The 3,141-nt window shown below is 67.7% G+C and carries 4 protein-coding genes; 2 read left to right on the top strand and 2 right to left on the bottom strand.

All coding sequences use genetic code 11. The annotated features are described in order from the left end of the window. Positions 1-742, top strand: a 742-nt coding sequence (locus tag RDU12_RS14335; protein ID WP_308685307.1) for a hypothetical protein, incomplete at its 5' end; no start/stop codon positions are given. Then, a complete protein-coding gene (locus RDU12_RS14330) occupies positions 742-1,251 on the top strand; it encodes a hypothetical protein (protein ID WP_308685306.1) in 510 nt (169 codons plus the stop codon). The genes RDU12_RS14335 and RDU12_RS14330, both read left to right, overlap by 1 nt. Positions 1,252-1,821: 570 nt before the next feature. Here RDU12_RS14330 and RDU12_RS14325 read toward each other — a convergent pair. Together RDU12_RS14325 and RDU12_RS14320 are read right to left on the bottom strand one after the other, a co-directional pair. After that, complete coding sequence (locus RDU12_RS14325) at positions 1,822-2,088, bottom strand: hypothetical protein (protein WP_308685305.1); 267 nt, start codon at positions 2,086-2,088, stop codon at positions 1,822-1,824. Between the two features lie 94 nt (positions 2,089-2,182). Beyond that, positions 2,183-3,141: hypothetical protein (locus tag RDU12_RS14320; RefSeq protein WP_308685303.1), on the bottom strand; the 959-nt coding region annotated here is incomplete at its 5' end.

The following is a 3,141-nucleotide window of genomic DNA, read 5'->3' as shown; positions in this document are numbered from 1 at the left end:
GGTCCGACGAGTCGCCGCCCCGGACCCGTCGGAAGTCTCCCACGTGGCGGTCCGTCGCCAAGCCGGCCCCCTCCGCCGCACCATTATCGCCATCACGGCTGCCACGGCGGTCACCGCCATCGCGCTTGCCGCCGTCACCGTCGCCACCGCCGCCGAAGCGCAAAACAGGCAGCGCAGCTACCAGGCCTACGCCATCATCGACTTTGAGACGGAAGCCGCTAAAGGCCCCGTCATCGACGCCGCCGAGCGCATCCTGCAAGGGTATGCGAGCGACTTTCAGTCGAACCGGCCGATCGCCATCCAGACTCCGGAGCAGCCGGGGCGCTTCACCCTGTCCAATCCGCTTGCCGACAGCCGCCTGGCCGGGCTCGCCGCCTTGGGCGGGGTCAGCACGGAGCAGTTCATGGTCGCGGACTGTCAGGGCGCTGTGTGGACCGCGAATGTCCAGCGGGCCGTGTCGGGCTCGCAGCAGCTTCGGGTTCAGCTCTGCCTGTTCCCCTACAAGAACGACGAGCGGGAGGGCTACCACCTGAACCTGTTCGCCAGCGACACCGCGATCAGCGGCGGCGGGCTCACTCAACGCTTCGGCCGGGCGCTGGCCAACCGCCTCGTCGGAACGCCTCGCGACTTCACTGAGAACATGCTGCGCCAGACGGTCCAAGCTATCGAAGCCCAAACGGGGGCCTCGGCTATCCTCGTGGAAGGCGAGCCGGAAATCCCCGGCCTCGCCTGGAAGCGCTGATGACCGGAATTTCGACGGGCCGTCCGGACTACGACGCGCTGTTCTCCACGCGCGGGCTCTCCGAAGGGGAGCCCGTGTTCATCATCAAGGCGCATGACAAGGTCGGCGGGGACGCGATACGCGCCTACGCGGCCTTGGCGCATAGGGCAGGGGCTCCGCCAGCCGCCACGGAACTCGCCCTGCAGCAGGCTGACGCGTTTGACAGGTGGCCCGAGAAGAGGGTGCCGAAGGGGCCAGCGCTCGATGATGCGGCTCGGAAGCAGTTGGCCTATCAGCTGGGCCGCCGCGCATGGACTTCGCGGGCCACTATCGAAGATCATCACCCGCTGCTGGCCGACAAGCTGGCCTCCGACGCCATCGCATCGCGGATCCGGCCGACCATAACCGCGCTCATCGAGCGCATTCCGCCGGCAGACCGACCGCTGGTAATCGCTGACCCGACCCACCCCCTCCACGATCTATGCCGTCTTGCTGGCTGGGACCTGGCTGGCCGCATCGCGGCGGCGTGAAGCCTATCGGGCAAACCCCGCCCAAACTGGAGCGGGGCCATCCGCTTCCCTGAAGCGGGGGCCGCGAAAACCAACCCCCTGAAGACAAGGGCAAGGCCGAGGCGGGGAGGGGGATCACCCGTGCTGCAGGCGAAGCCGAAGGACGGGGACACCCCGCCGCAGTCGCCGTAGGCGATCAGCCTTGCGGTTGGCTCCTCTGCGACCACGCCTGGGTCCGGAGATGAATCGAATCCCCCGTTCCCGGGTTCGACTCGCCGCCATGGCTCGCAGAAAACAGGCGAGCCCTTCATCGTTTCGCCGTCATGGCCATTGCCGTGTGAGCGCCGGGCGGATCGAGGTAGAAGGTGACCCGGCCAGGACAGCCTACGCAGCGGCAGCGAGGCTTTGCGCCCCAGAGGCTTTTCTGCGATCCGGCTAACTGCGCGACGCGCGCGACGTCGACCTTAAGGCGCACCTCGCAAAGGTCGCAGTGGGCATAGACTGGCCAGCCAGTCGTGAGGATCTGGCGCAGGGTGGATGTAGCTGTGCGCCAGTCGTCGTCCGTGTAGTGACTGTAGTTGCGGCGCCCCATCAGCCGACGGCCCAATCTGGATCAACGACCCGTCGCGCGCGCCATTCCATGACCATGCGCCCACCGCAGGCCTGACCACGCTTGTCGGCCCTCGGCCGGGCGATGCAGCGCAGCCGGGGCTCAATACGACTCAGAGGGACGTCACCGGCCTTCTCAAGCATGAGGGCGCGGGTGATGTAGCGGTGTTCGTGGCACGCCTGACAGACGGCGACGATGTAATGGCCATCGGGGATCTCCGACGGGCGAATGCGGAACCGCTCTGTCATCTCACTACCCGGTCAGCGCCACCGACCGTGGCCGCATTAGGCCGCGGCTCGCGGGAAAGGAAGTGAGAAGTTCGTGTTCTGTTCCGCGAAGGCCTTAGGACGGATCATCGGCCGAGCACGCGGCCGCGAATCCGCTGAGGCTGAGCAGACGCAAATAGCCTGGGGCCTGGCCAGCATGGCTGGCCATCAGCTGGTCGTTGATGTCCATATCCCGGGGCGGAATCGCGAAGGCGAGCCAGCGCGCGCCCGCGATGATCCAGGCGGCGGCGGCCAGGGCCGCGCAGACCACGGCTCGCCCATCGGCGTCGAGGATCTCCTCGTCGTCTTCATCCTGGTCGCCGGCAGTGCGGATGCGAATTGGCTTCATATCGCGATCGATGCAGAGAATGGGCGCGCCCCACGGCTGATCCGCGGGCTCCGGCCAGGTGAAGGCAGGAAGCATCGGGTCCGGCTGCAGGTCCGACAGATCCACGCGACCTCGACTGTCGGTCAGATAGGCCCCCTGCAGCGCATCGAGCGACAAGGTCGCCACCATCCGGCAGGGAAGGCCGATCATCGAGCCCCCTGCGCCTGTCGTCTCGATGCCTTCACCGACGATGAGGGGCCCGGGAGCGAAGGGAGATGTCAGCCAAACGCCTCCCGGCCGGGCGACGCCGGTCGCATCTAGGCGATTTGTGGGCCCCCAGACTTTTCGACTTGGGGAAAGGTCGGCCTTCCGCGCGCCATCGCACGACAGGTAGGTGACGTGAACCCCGCCGGTCGGCCCCTCAGGCGTCATGATCAAGCCGACCATTGCGGGCGCAGCGACGGGCCGGGCGGTGTCGCCGGAGTGATAAGCCTGCGGATGGAACCGCAGTTGGCCCAACATGGCCTCCAGCGCGGCGCCGTGGATCCCGCGCGCGCGAAGATAGGTCTCGACGGGCGTACCGGCCGCCGGCAGGCCCTCGCGCCAGAGGGAGAGCGCCATGGCGGCCTTGAAGGCGCGGCTCCGTTCCTTACGGGCGGCGTTCTCGTCCGCCCGTGCCTGGAGTTCAGCAGAGGAGGGGGCAGGGG

This window comes from Brevundimonas sp., from assembly GCF_031082345.1.
Taxonomy (GTDB): Bacteria; Pseudomonadota; Alphaproteobacteria; order Caulobacterales; family Caulobacteraceae; genus Brevundimonas.
This window is presented reverse-complemented; position numbering and strand designations above follow the sequence as displayed.